The organism is bacterium, assembly GCA_035703895.1.
Lineage (GTDB): Bacteria > Sysuimicrobiota > Sysuimicrobiia > Sysuimicrobiales > Segetimicrobiaceae > Segetimicrobium.
The window spans coordinates 1-14,177 of sequence record DASSXJ010000063.1; the positions used below are offsets into that span (position 1 = coordinate 1).

Annotated in this window: 14 protein-coding genes; 11 read left to right on the top strand and 3 right to left on the bottom strand. The window is 64.3% G+C overall.

Going from position 1 to position 14,177, the window contains the following annotated elements:
- The 6 genes from VFP86_04505 to VFP86_04530 all read left to right on the top strand — a co-directional run.
- Positions 1-1,335 (top strand): lipid II flippase MurJ (locus VFP86_04505; protein HET8998886.1); only part of this gene is annotated, 1,335 nt, incomplete at its 5' end.
- Positions 1,336-1,369: 34 nt separating this feature from the next.
- Positions 1,370-2,158 carry a methyltransferase domain-containing protein gene (locus VFP86_04510; GenBank protein ID HET8998887.1) on the top strand — a complete coding sequence of 263 codons (789 nt, stop codon included), beginning with the start codon at positions 1,370-1,372 and terminating at the stop codon, positions 2,156-2,158.
- Positions 2,155-2,991 carry a class I SAM-dependent methyltransferase gene (locus tag VFP86_04515; protein ID HET8998888.1) on the top strand — a complete coding sequence of 279 codons (837 nt, stop codon included), beginning with the start codon at positions 2,155-2,157 and terminating at the stop codon, positions 2,989-2,991. Before VFP86_04510 ends, VFP86_04515 begins: the two co-directional genes overlap by 4 nt.
- A gap of 301 nt (positions 2,992-3,292) precedes the next feature.
- Entirely contained in the window at positions 3,293-5,212 is a 1,920-nt protein-coding gene (locus VFP86_04520; protein HET8998889.1) for a nucleoside-diphosphate sugar epimerase/dehydratase, read from the top strand.
- A gap of 26 nt (positions 5,213-5,238) precedes the next feature.
- Positions 5,239-6,501: a hypothetical protein gene (locus tag VFP86_04525; GenBank protein HET8998890.1), complete on the top strand. Its 1,263-nt coding sequence runs from the start codon at positions 5,239-5,241 to the stop codon at positions 6,499-6,501.
- Positions 6,502-6,646: 145 nt separating this feature from the next.
- Entirely contained in the window at positions 6,647-7,996 is a 1,350-nt protein-coding gene (locus VFP86_04530; protein ID HET8998891.1) for a nucleotide sugar dehydrogenase, read from the top strand.
- 16 nt (positions 7,997-8,012) lie between these two features.
- On the opposite strand, the gene VFP86_04535 is transcribed toward VFP86_04530, so the two are convergent.
- A complete protein-coding gene (locus VFP86_04535) occupies positions 8,013-8,996 on the bottom strand; it encodes a galactokinase (protein ID HET8998892.1) in 984 nt (327 codons plus the stop codon).
- A gap of 158 nt (positions 8,997-9,154) precedes the next feature.
- Between VFP86_04535 and VFP86_04540 the strand changes: the two genes are divergently transcribed.
- Positions 9,155-9,865 (top strand): nucleotidyltransferase family protein, encoded by a 711-nt coding sequence (locus VFP86_04540; GenBank protein ID HET8998893.1) that lies wholly within the window; start codon positions 9,155-9,157, stop codon positions 9,863-9,865.
- A gap of 7 nt (positions 9,866-9,872) precedes the next feature.
- On the top strand, positions 9,873-10,850 hold the full coding sequence (locus VFP86_04545) for a sugar phosphate nucleotidyltransferase (protein ID HET8998894.1): 978 nt from the start codon (positions 9,873-9,875) through the stop codon (positions 10,848-10,850).
- Here VFP86_04545 and VFP86_04550 read toward each other — a convergent pair.
- A complete protein-coding gene (locus tag VFP86_04550) occupies positions 10,813-11,418 on the bottom strand; it encodes a phosphatase PAP2 family protein (GenBank protein HET8998895.1) in 606 nt (201 codons plus the stop codon). The two genes, VFP86_04545 and VFP86_04550, sit on opposite strands and share 38 nt — an antisense overlap.
- Positions 11,419-11,422: 4 nt before the next feature.
- A complete protein-coding gene (locus VFP86_04555; GenBank protein ID HET8998896.1) occupies positions 11,423-12,115 on the bottom strand; it encodes an SIS domain-containing protein in 693 nt (230 codons plus the stop codon).
- 201 nt (positions 12,116-12,316) lie between these two features.
- Here VFP86_04555 and rplM point away from each other — a divergent pair, with 201 nt between their 5' ends.
- From rplM to argF, 3 genes are all read left to right on the top strand, one after another.
- Complete coding sequence (rplM, locus tag VFP86_04560; protein ID HET8998897.1) at positions 12,317-12,763, top strand: 50S ribosomal protein L13; 447 nt, start codon at positions 12,317-12,319, stop codon at positions 12,761-12,763.
- Positions 12,763-13,158, top strand: coding sequence for a 30S ribosomal protein S9 (gene rpsI / locus VFP86_04565; protein HET8998898.1), 396 nt, complete (start codon positions 12,763-12,765; stop codon positions 13,156-13,158). The genes rplM and rpsI overlap by 1 nt, the downstream gene beginning before the upstream one ends.
- 51 nt (positions 13,159-13,209) lie before the next feature.
- Positions 13,210-14,177, top strand: a 968-nt coding sequence (gene argF / locus VFP86_04570) for an ornithine carbamoyltransferase (protein ID HET8998899.1), incomplete at its 3' end; no start/stop codon positions are given.

A 14,177-nucleotide genomic window follows, 5' to 3' on the forward strand; every position in this document is an offset into this window, starting at 1 on the left:
TGGCAGAAGGACCGTGCCGCCGGATGGCGGACCATGCGGTCCGTGGGGTCCGGCTACCTGGGCATTGTTATCGCGGTCGCTGCAGGAGTTGTGGTGGGAGCGCCGCTGCTGACACATGTGTTGGGTCCAGGTCTACCGCCGTCAACTCGCCCGCTCGTGACCCAGCTGATCCGGGCGTTCAGCGTGGGGTTTGTCTTCTGGGCCATGTATTCCGCGCTGGCCGGTGTGTTGAACTCGCGGAAGACATTTATCGTCCCGGCGTGCGGGCCGATCATGCTCAACGCCACGATCCTCGTGGTGTTGCTGGTGGCGGGCCGCCGGCTGGGCATCGCCGCCCTGGCGTTGGGGACCGTGCTCGGGATGTTCATGCAGTTCCTGATCCAGGTGCCGTTTGTCATCGGTTCATGGGCCAAGGAGTCAAGCGAGGTCACGACAACTCCCGGCGGTCAAAAGCGTGTGTGGGCCATGGTGGGACCGTTGCTGCTGTTCGGATTGCTGAGCCAGGCACCTACGGTGGTGGACAAGGCCGTGGCCTCCGGCCTGGCTCAGGGCAGCGTCTCCGTCCTGGCGTTCGCCCAGAAACTCATGTCGCTTCCGATTGGCCTCTTTGTGGGCGCGGTCGCGACCGTATTCTACACGTCGCTCTCCGAGGCGTGGGCCAGGAAAGATCCTAGCGCCGCTGCCGATGAGTTGGCGCTGGCGATGGGGGTGACGCTGCTCCTGGCGATCCCCGCTGCGGTCGGGTTGGCGGTCCTCAGTCACCCCATCGTGCAGTTCGTCTTTCAGCACGGACGATTCGACGCGGTGGCCGCCGCCCTCACGTCCCATGCCCTGGTCTTTTATTGTCTTGGGCTGCCGCTGGTCGCAGTGAACCTCGTGCTGCTGCGGAACGCATACGCGTCTGAGGATATCGTCTCCCCCCTCAGAGGGTATGTGGCGGCGCTGATCGTGAATGCGGCCGGCGACTGGATTCTCTCACGCGTGATGGGGCCGGCAGGAATCGCGCTGGCGAGTTCGCTCGGCGCGATCACGCTCGCGTTGTCCCTCATCCTCTCGTGGGACGGACACTTTCGCATCGCGGTTGGCCGCGCGTTACGTAATTCGCTGAGCACGGTGCTGGTGGGGACCGCGCTCATGGGCGGAATGGTCGTGGTCCTCTCATCGGTTCTCGGCCGGCGGCCGGTCTGGTTTCAGCTGCTCGTGCCGGGCGTGCTCGGCCTCGCAGTGTATGTGCTCATGCTGGCCGTCACGCGTCCGCGTGAGATCGGATTATTGGTGGCCAAAGCGGGACTCTCGACTGAGCCTGGGCGGGCCGTCCGCCGGACGTCGGCCTGAATTTTTCGCCTGCGAGGACACTGGGGTAGGTGGAGTGACGTTTCGAAACGCATCGGTCGATCCCGCGCAATATTGGGAAGAGCGGGCGCGCACCCGCGGTGCTATCGCTGCAGACTACCGCGACCCCGTGCTTCGGGCATTCGAGACGCCGCTGCGCCGGCGCGCGTTTTTCGCCAACGTCCCTTGGTGGAACGGCATCCGGGTTTTGGACGTCGGGACGGGAACCGGCGAATGGGCGATGGAGTTTTGGCGGCGCGGGGCCACGGTCGTCGGGATCGATATCAGCCCAGGGATGATTCAGACGGCCCGCGAGGCCGCGGCGCGGGGCCAGGCCGAGATCCGGTACGAGGTCGGGAAAGTGCAGGAGTTGCCCGAAGAATTCCAAGGGCGGTTTGACATGGTCGCGTCGATCACGGTGCTCCAGCATCTGCTCACCGACCGCGACGTCGCCGAGGCCCTTGCGAAATGTGCGCGCGCGCTTCACCCCGGCGGCCTGCTCGCGTGCATCGAGAACACCATGGGGGGCCCTCGGTTGTGGCGCAACACCTACATGACGTTTCGAAGCCGCGCGCAATGGCTCCGCCACTTTCGCACGGCCGGGTTTACCGTGGAACGGGTTGTTGCCGTGAGGCGCGTCCCCCTTATTTTATTCCTCTACCGGGTGTACGCTCGGATTCGCTGGTCGTCCGGCCTGCCGGCCTCGCTCACGTGGGACGGGCGAATCTGGTGCCGCCTCCTGTGTACGGTAAACGAATCGCTCGCCCGTATCCTCCCCGGGGGGGTGGGATCGGATCTTACGCTATTCTTACTGAAACGCAGTTGAAAGGGCCCGGCCCGGCGACCGAAGGCCACAACGCGGACGTTGCCGCGCGGTGGGAGGCGATCTGGCGCCGGCTGGAGCGTGCACAGAGCGGACAGCACTGGGCGAAGGCTGTCGTCAACAAGATCCTGGGGGACGCGGTGTCCCGGTTTTGCCTTCTCTTCCTGGTGCACCACGGCATCGCCGGCCGGATCGGCTGTCGCGTGTTGGAGGCGGGAAGCGGCTCCGGAGGAGTCTCCCTCGCGCTGGCCCGCCGGGGCGCCAGGGTCGCGCTCGTCGATGTCTCGGCGGCGGCGGTCCAGTACAGCGCGGCGCGTTTTTCCCGCGCGGGTTTGCCGGGATCGGTTCAGCAGGGGGACGTCTTCGCGCTCCCTTTTCGCGACGATAGTTTCGATCTGGTCTGGAACGCAGGCGTGATCGAGCACTTTCTCCCCGCGCAGCGGAGCGCTGCGCTGCTCGAAATGGTCCGAGTCTGCAAACCAGAAGGGCGGATTGTTGTGCTGGTGCCGTGGCGAGGAGCCCCGTTCTACCGGTGGGGAAAGGCTGTCGGAGAGCGCAGAGGGGAGTGGAATCCGGGCTATGAGGAGCCCCTCGAGACGATGATGGACCTCTGGCCCTCGGATCGCGTCTCGGTGCTCTTTGAGCGCCGGTGTGGCTTTCTGCTTCAGTTCTACTTTTTGAAGCATCTACTGCCGGCGCAGCCTAAGGCATTCCGATATGCGTGGCGGGGGATCGTTGATATCGCTAATTGGCTGCTGTGGCCTCTGAACCGTCTTCCCGGCTTCATCTTGGCCTGCGTCGTTGTGAAGCGCACGCCGGGGGACCCGGTGCGGTGAACGACCGGGCCCCCGAGTCAGGGATTCACGAATGGCTCCCTTCGGGGCGATCCGGTCCTGCGATTGACAAGGAACTATGTCGAGGTCGGCGAACTCCCTACAAACAATCAGCGATCGCGCGACAGAAATCGCAGGGAGCCTGGCGCGTCCGCGCGCCACGCCTGATTGCTTCTAGTCGGCGGCCTTGTAGCCCGATGATACGATCTCACACGCCGGTTGTTGGTGGAACAGTTGCTGCGCCGAGGGAAGCGCCGCCAGCCGTTTGCGCGCGCGCATTAGTGCGTTCAAGATGGGACGTGCGATGAATACACTGATCGCTCCATCGGTTCTGGAGCGCATGCGGCGCCCGGTGACGGGGCGCGTCCGGATGACGTTCTTCATCGTCGGAGACAGCGTGTTGCTGGTTCTTTCGTTGTTGACGGCGGTGTGGCTTCGTTTCGACGGGGTGATCGCCCCTCAGGTCGCATCCCAGCTTCCGATCGTGGTGGCACTCAGCCTTGCCATCAAGATCGCCGTTTTCGCCATCCAGGGGCTCTACTCACTGAGTTGGTCCCAGGTGGGATTGGAAGATTTGTTCGTGGTCTTTCGAGGCGTCACCCTCGGATCGGCGTTGTTTTGGGTCGCCGTGTTCATTCTGAAGCACAACCAGGTGTTGGAGGGTTTTTCACGTTCGGTCCTCTTGGTGGATTACATCATCACGCTCCACGCCATTGGTGCGCTTCGTATCGGGCCGCGGGTCTACAGCCATATGATCGACCGCTCGCTGGCACGTGGACGGGCTGCTCTTATCGTCGGCGCCGGCGCGGCAGGCGAACAGCTGAGTCGATCGCTCCGCCAGACTCCCGCCTCTGGCTACATGCCGGTGGGCTTCGTCGATGACGATCCGGGTAAGCTGGGCACCGTCATCCACGGTCTGCGGGTTCTGGGAGATCGGCGGCAGCTACCGTCGATTGTGCGCGAGTACCACGTCGAGGCCGTGCTCATTGCGATTCCCTCCGACACATCCCGCGTGACCCGCCAAATCGTCTCGGCGGCACGCGACGCCGGCGTCCGCGAGATTCGCATCGTCCCGGCGTTGGACACGATACTCGAAGGTCAGACCAGCTTCACAGACCTGCGGGAGGTGCAACTCGCCGACCTGTTGGGACGCCAGGTTGTGCACATTGACACCCCCGCCGTCAAGCAGTGGATCGAAGGCCGTACCGTGATGGTAACGGGGGCCGGCGGCTCGATCGGGTCTGAACTGTGCCGGCAGATCGCCGGTTTCAATCCTCGCGAGATCATCCTCACCGACTGCGACGAGACCGGCCTGTTCTGGGTCGAACAGGAGATGCAGCGGTTAGGACAACCGGCCGCGACCCAGTTGGTCGACGTACGCCACGCCGCCGTGGTGCGCGAGGTCTTCGGGCGGGTCCGGCCCCAAGTGGTGTTCCACGCCGCCGCCTATAAGCATGTCGCGCTGCTGGAGCAGCATCCAGAGCAGGCCGTGTCTACCAACATTCTCGGGACGCTCGCGGTGGCGACGGCGGCTTCGCAGACCGGTGTGGAGAAGTTCGTGATGGTCTCCACGGACAAGGCGGTGAACCCAACCTCGGTGATGGGGGCCACCAAACGGGTGGCGGAGCAGGTGTGTCTAGCTCTCAACGGCCGGGGACCCACGCGGTATATGTCGGTCCGGTTTGGGAACGTGCTGGGAAGCCGTGGCAGCGTGATTCCTTTGTTCAAGGAGCACATCCGTCGCGGTGAGCCGCTCACGATCCGAGGGCCGAATATGCGGCGCTACTTCATGGCGGTCTCGGAGGCCGTGCAGTTGGTGCTGCAGGCCGGCGTTTCGGGAAAAGGCGGAGAGATCTTCGTTCTTGATATGGGCGAGCCGATTCAGATCGCGGATTTGGCACGGGAGTTCGTTCGCCTCTCGGGTCTAGAGCCAGATCGAGATGTGCCCATTGTGTTTGTGGATCCGAAGCCGGGGGAGAAGGAGCATGAGGATCTGCTGGCTGCCGAGGAGGGCACACTCGCCACTCCCCACGACCGCCTCTTCGTCGCGCGAGCGACACCGGTGGCTGATGCCGATCTGCTCTTCCGGCACCTGCGAGCCCTCGAGGAAATGGTTCGGGGACATGACTTGGAGGGGATCCTGCGGATGCTGCGTGTCCTCGTTCCCACGTATTCTCCCTCGGAATTGCTCCGGCGGGGTGCGACGGCCACCCCATCGATCTAATCACGATTGCAGGCGAAGAAGACAGCGTGTCAAGCCCCAAGCGGTCGGTGACCGCTCCCGCGCGGTTCTCGTTGAGCCTTGCCGAGAAGGGCTTGACGGAATCGCTTCTCATCCTGGCGACGGCACTGACGGTGTACTGGCAACCGTTCACGCGGCAGACGCCGCTCAAGCCCAGCGACGTTCTCTTCTTGGCCGGCCTGGCTGCGTGGGGGCGTTACGTCCTGTACACGAAGCGCGTCCCGTCTCTCCCGGCGGGCCTCACACCGTCTTTGCTTGTCTTGTTCGGATCCATCCTGGCGGCAACGATCATCGGATACTCTCGATACGCGTTGCCGATGAGCTGGACGGGGGCCATTCTGCTTGACCGTCTCGCCGTGGACATGCTGCTATTTTTCGCGGTGTACACCCTGCTGCAGGCAGACGGCGCGTTTTGCAAGAAGATGTGTCTGGCCTTCCTCTCGCCGATCGTACTCTTTGCTCTCCTGTTGGTTCCCAATGTCGCCGCCATGATGTGGGAGGGAGGAGGCGAGCCTCGGTTTCAAGGGCTGACCCAGAACGCCAACACCGCATCCAAGGCGTTCGTCATCGGCTTTTCGTTCGCGTACGCACTGGCGATCCACGAGATGGTCTCGCGGCGGCGCATTCGGGGGGTTGCCTATGCGCTTGTCTCCGCCGGTATGGTTGTGCTCATTCTATGGAGCCACTCGAGAGCGTACCTCGTCTCCACATTCGTCTGCGCAGTACTGGCGGCGGCCATGAACGCCTCCCACCTTACCCTGCCGCGATTTAAGGTGGTCGCCGTCACTGCCCTCGCGTACATTATCATTGCTACGGTGATCCTGGTCCTGGCTCCCCGGTCATTGTCGACGCTCTGGGCTCGGATAGGCCCCTCTCAAGTAGGCGTTCTCGAAAAGTTACGAGAGGACCCTCATATCGTCGCCGCCGGCTACTACTCGAGGCTTCTCGCAACTCACCCCTTCGGCCTGGGGGTCAACTTCGAAACACGGTTCTTGGTTCACGTCCCCTCGACCGGGGAACTCGCGGGGACAAACACCATCCTGGACATTCCCGTGTACGGAGGCATCGGAGCGATCGTAAGTCTTGGCTATCTCGGGTTTCGTGTCGTCTCCACCATGAGGCGCAAATTGGTGGTCGGAGACGAGCCACACCTTCATTACGCGATCGGTGCGGTTGCCGCACTCAGTGGTCTCTGGATCGCAGCGATACCACTCGGCTCCCCCATTTTTGACTATCAGTTCTGGATCCTGCTGGCAATTGCACTGCAGTAGAACACTAAAGCCACCGCGCATTCCGGTGGCAGGCCAAGGCCGCGAGCGTGGTCCGTTGGCGCAGGAGGGAAGTATCGCCGAACCAATGAAAAAGGGGTGGCTGACTACTTGAGCCCTGCCGTGGTCCGAGGGGGCAACGTACTCGATGAAAGACCTGGTGATTTCCGTGGTTGGGCTCGGCAAGATCGGATCCCCACTGCTCGCCTGCTTCGCGGCGTGCGGCTATCGCGCCATCGGCGTCGATCTCAACGAGCGGTCTCTGGCTCTCATCCGGGATGGACGCGCTCCCGTTCCGGAGCCGCACGTGAAAGAACTCTTCCAGACACATCGCGACCGCATATCGGTGACCGCGGATTGCGTTGCGGCGGTCGTGGACTCCGGGATGACGTTCGTCGCGGTGCCCACCCCGAGCGAGCGGGACGGGACGTATTCGCTCAAGCACGTCCTGGCGGTGTGCGACCAGATCGGAGACGCCCTCAGGCAGAAACCCGAGTTCCATGTCGTGGTGGTCACGAGCACGGTGCTTCCCCAGGATATGGAGACGAACGTCTTGCCGGTATTAGAGAAACGGTCCGCGAAGGTCTGCGGCCGCGAGTTTGGCCTCTGTTACAGCCCTGAATTCGTCGCGATCGGCAGCGTCGTCCGCGACCTGCAACACCCCGAGTTCGTCCTGATCGGCGAGTCCGACGAGCGGTCGGGAAGCATGCTGGAGCGGGTCTCCCGGGACCTCGTGGGCGACAGCGTTCCCATGGTGCGCATGAATTTCGTCAACGCGGAACTCGTCAAGATTGCGGTGAACACGTTCGTGACGACAAGAATCTCCTACGCCAACATGCTTGCGGAGGTGTGCGAGCACATCCCCGGGTGCGATGTCGATGTCGTGACGTCCGCCATGGGCCGGGACAGTCGCATTGGGTCACGATATTTGAAGGGGCGCCTGGGGTATGGTGGGCCGTGCTTCCCGCGTGACAACGTCGCGTTCAGCGCCATGGCGCGCAGGCGGGGTGTGGAGGCGACGCTGGCCGACGCCACAGACGCTGTCAACCGCCGGCAGGTGAAGCGGATACTGGATCTGATCCGCCCCCACGTCCGCCCCGGAGAGGCCGTCGGAGTGCTTGGGCTGACGTACACTCCCAACACCGATGTGGTGGAGGAGTCGCAGGGGCTGCAAATCGCGAAGGCGATGGTGGATGAGGGGTTCCACGTCATCGTGTATGATCCCCTCGGGATGCCGAACGCGCGGGGCGTCTTGGGTCCCACGGTCGAGTACGCACCCTCCGCGGAGGAATGTATTCGGACCGCCCATCTGGTAGTGGTCGCCACTCCTTGGGACGAGTTCAAGAGGCTAGAACCCCAGCAGTTCGAGCGCCATCCACACCGTGTGGTGTTCGACTGCTGGAGGATACTTCCCGCAGAGGACATGGGCCGGGTGACGGACTATGTCACGATTGGGCAGGGCCGTGCGCCCCGATTGGTGACGAACCCCAGGCGCTGACCCGTTCGGGAGCGTCCTACGACAGGGTGATCAGCTTGGTCCCCTCGAAGTCGAACCGAAAGCGCACCTCATGCAGTCCAGCGTCGTGCATCGCGCGCCGGAGGCGCCGTTTGTCCTCAGCATAAAACATCAAGAACCCGCCGCCGCCCGCGCCGATGAGCTTGCCACCCACGGCACCGTGCCGCCTGGCCAGGTGGTACCATTCGTCGATCTGATCGTTGCTCATGAGGTCGGTCCGTTTCCGTTTTCGATCCCAGTGCGTGTTCATCAACTCCGCGAACCGCCCCAGGTCGCCCTCCTCGAGGGCTTCCTTGCTCTTCACGCCGATGTCCTTTACGAAGTGCAACTCTCCCACCATCGCCGGATCGTCGCCTTTGGTCTTGTCGTCCTGTTCTTGGAGGATGCCCGATGCCGACCGTGAGTATCCGGTGAAGAAGAGCAAGAGATTGTCCTCGAGGTTGTACAGCGTGTCCGTGTCCAGCTTCAACGGAACCGCCTCGACCCGGTCGTCGGGACGGAACTCCAGACACGTCAGGCCGCCGTACGCGGCAATGTATTGATCCTGTTTCCCGATCGGTCTTCCTAGGATATCGATCTCGAGGTGGCAGGCCTGCTCGGCGAGTTCCCGCGGGTGAATGAGGTCTTTCTTGAGCGCGTGGAGCGCTTTGAGCAGCGCTGTGGTGAAGCTTCCGGAGGACCCGAGCCCCGTCCCCGCCGGGATGTCGGCGAGGCTCGTGATTTCCAGGTGCGGTGCCGCGTCGACCGTCAGCCTCAAGGCCTCCCGGATGATATCGTGTTGCACTTCGTCGACGGTTCCCACGCGCTCCATGCGGGAGTACTTGATGATCAATTCTTGGGCGAACGTCTGGTGGAGGGTGATGTACACGTACTTGTCGATGGCCCCGCCAATGACAAACCCGCCAAATTTCCGGTAGTATGAGGGGAGGTCGGTCCCGCCGCCCCCAAGGGAGATTCTCAGCGGACTACGCGTGATGATCATGAACGCCGTCAACCACCCCGCTGATGCTTCGCTAGAGTGACACGCTTCCCTCTTCAGTGCGGACCCGGATGGCAGGTTGGCATTGCGGGGCAGGGAAGGTGACCCGCTGCAATGAATTGAGTGGCGCTACCAGCTATCTTTCGTAACGGAGGCCGGGCATGTACGCCATCGTGTTGGCCGGGGGAAAGGGCGAGCGGCTGCGTCCTTTTACCGAAGACCGGCCGAAACCCATGGTGGAGATTATGGGGATCCCGATGCTGGGGTTCCAGTTTCAGTGGTTGCAGGGGCAGGGTGTGACGGACGTGATCGTCTCCTGCGGGTACCGCCATGAGGTCGTGGAGGCCTACTTCGGCAACGGAGAACGGATGGGGCTGCGCATCCGGTACGCGGTTGAGGAGGAGCCGCTGGGGCGCGGGGGAGCGTTGCGCCTGGCGCTCGGGCAGGTCCCTCAGGACGAGGACCTGGTGATCGCGACGAACGGGGACGTGATCACGAATCTCAAGCTGGGCCCGGTCCTCGAGGCTCATCGGGCGGCCAAACGGCTGGCCACGATCGTCCTCACCCCCTTTGTGAGCCCCTACGGGATCGTGGAGATCGACGGGGACGACCGGGTGACGCACTTTCGGGAGAAGCCTGAGCTGCCGTACTGGATCAACGCCGGTATTTACGTGCTCTCGCGCCAGGTCCGAGATCACCTACCGGAGCGCGGGGATCATGAGCTGACGACCTTTCCTGCCCTCGCCGGTGCCGGAAAGCTGGGCGCGTACAAGTCGGTCGCGTACTGGCGCGGCGTCGATACCATCAAAGACGTCAACGAGGTGGCCGCTGAGATGCAGCGGCGCCTGATGAGCCTCTTCCGCGAAGGGTAGGACCTCAGTGAACGCCATCATCCCCGTCGCCGGGCGCGGGAAGCGCCTCCGGCCACACACACACACCCAGCCCAAGGTGCTCATGACCGTGGCCGGGAAGCCGATCCTGGCCTATATCCTCGACGAACTCAAAGGGCTGGGGGTCGAAGAGATAGTGCTCGTCGTGGGCTACTTAGCGGAGAAGATCGAGGAGTACGTTCGCGAGCACTACGGGTTCCGCACGCATGTTGTCTATCAGGCCGAGCCGATGGGGAACGGGCACGCCGTGTATCTCGCGCGCCAATACCTCGCGAGCCCCACGCTCATCGTCTTCGGCGATACCATCTTCCAGGCCGACCTGCGCGCGGCGTCGGCGCTCTCCCACTCGGGGATCGGCGTCCATCGCGTCCAGGACCCGCGGGCGTTCGGCGTCGTGGAGCTCGACGGGGCCGGCTTTGTCCGCCACCTCTGGGAGAAGCCCGAGATCCCACCCAGCGATTTGGCTGCGGTCGGGGTCTATCTGATTCAGCGTCCCGCGCCGTTTCGCCAGGCCCTCGAGCGGCTGGTCGACGGTCAGCACATGGTCAACGGCGAGTACTGGCTGGCCGATGCGCTGCAGATGATGATCGATGCCGGGGAGCGGCTCAAAACCTTTTCCATCGAGCAGTGGTACGATTGCGGGACGCCCGACGCCCTCTTGCAGGCCAACCGGGCGTTGCTGGATCATGATCCGCCGCCGGCTGCGGTCATCCCCGGCTCGGTGATTATCTCGCCCTCGTCGGTCGCGAAGACCGCCGTCGTAGAAGGGTCGGTGCTGGGACCGTACGTCACCATTGCCGACGGCGCCCGCGTCATCAACGCGGTCATCCAGGAAAGCATCATCAACGCGAACGCGCGGGTAGAGAACGTGCTCCTGGAGCACTCCATTATCGGGGACAACGCGTTGGTGACCGGCCGCCGCGCCCGGATCAACCTCGGTGACAGTTCCGAGATCGAACTGACTTGAACGCCCCCCGGGTTTCCAAGAACAGCCAACCCAGACACAACCCGCCCAGCACGTCGGACAGCCAGTGGTCTCCCAAGTACACGAGGGCGGTCATCATACCGAGGATGAGCAGCCCCGCGACCCAGCGGGCACCCTGAAGGCTCGTCCACGCCAGGAGCGTCGTTCGGAGCGTATGTCCAGAGGGGAAGCTGTACGGTATGTCTGCCCTGAGGCCGATCTGGATCACGGGACGCTGGAACTCTGCTGTGGGCCCCGGGTGAATGATCAGGTACTTCAAGGTGACCGCCAGCAGGCTCGCCAGAGATAACCCCACGGCGAGCCACAGGATCCCGAGCCCCGAATCGCGGCGCATCAGCCAGTACAGGCCCGCGGCGAGCACGACGGCAGGAATGACGAGTTCCGCGTTTCCGAAAAACACGACGGCCGACGCGAGATAGTCGGGGGCCGGAGCCGCCCGCTGAAGCCAGGTCGTGGCCGCCTCGTCCAGCCGATGCATCATTGGAAGCGAAGACCCCCACACAAGGACGCCGAACACGATCAGCGCCCCACCGATCCGGAACGGCCTCACCGAGTCAGCGTCCGTGCCGGCGTTTCCGGGTGGCGAGGGGGCGGGCCGCGTTCGCCGCGTGACGGCCCGAGGCGGCGGTCGATTCCATGGCCGTCATCAGGTACCGGGTCACTATGTGGCTGACGGCCAGATGCGCATCCTCCACGATCTGGTAGTTTTCGCTCGGCACGACGAGCGCGAGGTCGGCGAGGTCCCGCATCGCCCCTCCGGGCCGCCCGAGGAGCCCGATCACGACCGTCCCGATCGATCGCGCTGCCTGGGCGGCCGCCACGACGTTGGGCGAGTTTCCGCTCACAGAGCAGAAGACCGCCGCGTCGCCCGGCCGGGCTAGGGTGACGATCTGTTCCGCAAATACCCGCTCGTACCCGTGGTCGTTGGCCCACGCGGTGATCACCGGCCCGGCGTCGTTCAGGGCTCTCGTCCGGACGCGGAGCGCCGCTCGACGTGGGTCGCGGCCGAGGGTGGACTTGCCCAGGTCGAGCGCCATGTGCGACGCCGTCGCAGCGCTGCCGCCGTTTCCCGCGATCAGGATCTGTCCGCCGGACTCGGCGACGGCCCAGAGCCGTTCGGCGATTTCAGCGATCCGGTCTGCCTGGAGTTCCCGGAGGCATTCCTGAAGTCGCGCGAGATACCCCTGGACAATGGGCAGCGCGGCTGACGCCGTGTGCGGCCGGTGGAGAGCACGTTCCTGTTTCATCATAAGGACTCCAACGGTGGTACGATTCGAGACGATGCCATGCCGATCCCACCCTAGCATACTCTACCCGATTCTCCGCCCGCTCGCGACATGCCACCGTGCCTCTTTTGCCTCGTGTTGACAGCCTGGCTCGGAACCACGTAAAATGAAAGCCCGCGGCCGTCTTGCGAGCGGCGGCGGTCATTTTTTGGAGGACGTCGAATGCGAACGACCCTCATGTCGACGAGCCCGGCGGGCCAGTGGTTTCTCGTCGATGCCAAAGGGCAGGTGCTCGGCCGGTTGGCCAGCCGGATTGCCTCGGTGCTGCGAGGCAAAGCCCGGCCGACGTTCACCCCGTCGATGGGGGGGGACTACGTGATCGTCGTGAACGCCGAGAAGATCCGCCTGACGGGGCGGAAGGCCCAGCAGAAGATGTACTATCGCCACTCGGGGTATCCGAGCGGGATCCGGGCCACTCCGGCCGGTAAGTTGCTTCAGCAGCATCCCGAGACCGTCATCCGCGAGGCGGTGCGTGGGATGTTGCCCAAGAACCCGCTGGGGCGCGAGTGTCTCCGCAAGTTGCGGATCTATCGGGGTGAGGGGCACCGGCACGCCGCCCAGCGGCCCACGGCGCTTCAACTGATCGCGAGTCGGGAGCGTGACGCGTGATGGACGGGTCGGGGCAGGTCACCACCTCCGGCGGTCGCAAAGAGGCGATTGCGAGGATCCGGATGATCCCCGGCAGCGGCGCGATTGTGGTCAATGGCCGTCCGGTGGACAAGTATTTCCCCAAAGGGCCGCTCCAGACAGCGATCCACCAGCCGCTCGTCGTCGCGAACGCCGAGGGCCGGTTCGATGTGTTCGCCAAAGTCACCGGGGGCGGCGTAGTGGGGCAGGCCGGCGCGATCCGCCATGGGATCGCGCGGGCACTATTGACGCTCGATGCCGAGTTGCGATCTCCGCTGCGGAAGGCCGGGCTCTTGACGCGGGATCCGCGGACCAAGGAGCGCAAGAAGTACGGTCACAAACGCGCGCGGAAGGGGTTCCAGTACTCGAAGCGGTAACCGAGAGGGCGCTTGGGTCTGCGCAACCACCTAGGAGGGTACCCACCCTAGGTGACAGGGGTCCCCACTCAGCCCGGCGAAACACGTCTGGGGCGCGGCGGCGCCCCTTTTCGCTCGCGCCGGTTGGGCCTGTCGGGCACGGGGAGGGTCAACAGAGTCGTGCGGGGCCGGGACTTTCTCAGCACTCGAGATCTTACCCCCGAGGAATTGCACCGCCTCCTCGACGGCGCCGCTGAGCTGAAAGCCCGAGCTCGAGCCGGAGATCACCCGACGCCCCTCCGCGGTAAGGTGCTTGCGCTCGTCTTCGAAAAGCCGTCGCTGCGAACCCGGACGACGTTTGAGACGGGGATGTTTCAATTGGGGGGCGCCGCGGTGTACCTCGGGCCCCACGACATCCAGATGGGATCGCGAGAGACTCCGGCGGACGTGGCGCGGAACCTCGAGCGGTGGGTGGATGGGATCGCGGCGCGCGTGTTCGCCCACGCCACGGTGGAGGCGCTCGCCGCGCACGCCCGCATTCCTGTGATCAACGGTCTCTCCGATTGGGAACACCCCTGCCAGGCGCTGGCGGCGCTGCTGACCGTCCGAGAGCGGTTCGGTCGAATCGCGGGGATCCGCCTGGTCTGGGTGGGAGACGGCAATAACACCATTCGGTCACTGGTCTATGCCGGGACGAAGCTCGGGATGACGATCGTGGTCGCGACGCCCGAGGAGTACGGCCTGGACGCGGACACCGTTCGCCGGGGGCGTGCCATGGCGGCCGCCGCGAATGGTGCGCTCCTGATCACCGACGATCCGATCGCCGCGGTTCGCGAGGCGGACGTGATCTACACCGACGTCTGGACCAGCATGGGACAGGAGGCTGCGGCGGCGGTCCGCCGGCGGGTGTTTCACCCGTACCAGGTCAATGCCGCGCTGCTGGCCCGCGCGCCTGGCCATGCCGTGGTCACGCACTGTCTCCCCGCGCACCGGGGCGAGGAGATCACCGACGACGTGTTGGACGGTCCGCGTTCTGTGGC